1 protein-coding gene is annotated in these 1,227 nt (G+C 68.3%); it reads left to right on the top strand.

All coding sequences use genetic code 11. The features are described 5' to 3' along the window. The first annotated feature begins 207 nt into the window (after positions 1-207). Positions 208-1,173, top strand: coding sequence for a DMT family transporter (locus B2W70_RS01530; RefSeq protein WP_286742195.1), 966 nt, complete (start codon positions 208-210; stop codon positions 1,171-1,173). The last annotated feature ends 54 nt before the right edge of the window (positions 1,174-1,227 follow it).

Below are 1,227 nucleotides of genomic sequence, written 5' to 3'. Positions count from 1 at the left end.
GGGTGCCGTCGGCTTCGGTTTGCGCCGCAGCCGCGCTCGCGCTCAGGCCTGATAGCTCACAGGCGCCTGCTTGGCGCCATGAAGCCTCTCAAGTGGACAAAGGGGGCGAATGGCTTGCCCCCCGAGAGAGGGCTCGGTCGGCCTGCTCTAATGCAGGTTCTTTGCAGAACGCTGCCAACAGCAGACCAAGAATAGGCAGACCGAGCCTTGTCACCTGCTTCATCCCTGTCCTGGCGAACGGCCTGGCTGCTCGTGTTGCCGCCCATGCTCTGGGCTGGCAACGCCGTGGTCGGCCGCATGCTGGTCGGCAGCATGCCGCCTGTGGCGATGAACGGACTGCGCTGGCTGCTTGTCGCCCTCCTGCTCGCGCCCTTGGGCTGGCGGGTCCTCCAGGAGCCGTCGGCCATTGTCCAGCGCTGGCGGCACCTGGCCTTGATCGGTTCATTGGGCGTGGGCACCTACAACGCCCTGCAGTACCTCGCGCTGCAAACCTCGTCACCCATCAACGTCACGCTGATCGGCGCCAGCATCCCGGTGTGGATGATGGTCGTGGGGCGCGTGTGCTTTGGCCAGCCTCTGCTGCGACGGCAGTTGTTCGGCGCGGCCTTGTCGGTGGCGGGCGTCTTGCTGGTGATGTCCCAAGGTCAATGGGCCACCCTGGCCAAACTGCGCCTGGTGCCGGGCGACCTGCTCATGCTGCTGGCCAGCCTGGCCTGGGCCTTCTACAGCTGGTTGCTGGCCCGCCCGCCCGCGTCGATGCAAGGCCAGGCCCGTCCTGACTGGGACTGGGCTGGTTTCCTGTGGATCCAGGTGGGGTTCGGCCTGCTGTGGGCGACCCTGTGCGCGGGCGCGGAAGCCGCCTGGACCCCAGGCTGGAGCGATGGCTGGCGCCTCGATGCCGGCACCCTGCTGGGCCTGCTGTTCATCGCCATCGGCCCATCGATCCTGGCCTACCGATGCTGGGGCCTGGGCGTGCAGGCCGTGGGCCCGACGGTGGCGGGCTTTTTCAGCAACCTGACGCCGGTTTTCGCGGCCACCTGGTCCACCTTGCTGCTGGGGCAGGGGCCGCGTTGGTATCACCCGCTGGCGCTGCTGCTCATCGCAGCGGGCATCGTCGTGTCATCGGGCTGGCGACCACGCCTCAAAAGCGCCGACGGGGGCCGCCGCGATTGAACGGCGGCTGGCCGCGCCAGTAGCGCAGCATCAACCAGCCGCCCAGCATGCCGC

The sequence above is a fragment of the Aquabacterium sp. UBA2148 genome (assembly GCF_002328915.1).
In the GTDB taxonomy this organism is placed as follows: Bacteria; Pseudomonadota; Gammaproteobacteria; order Burkholderiales; family Burkholderiaceae_C; genus Aquabacterium; species Aquabacterium parvum.
This window is presented reverse-complemented; position numbering and strand designations above follow the sequence as displayed.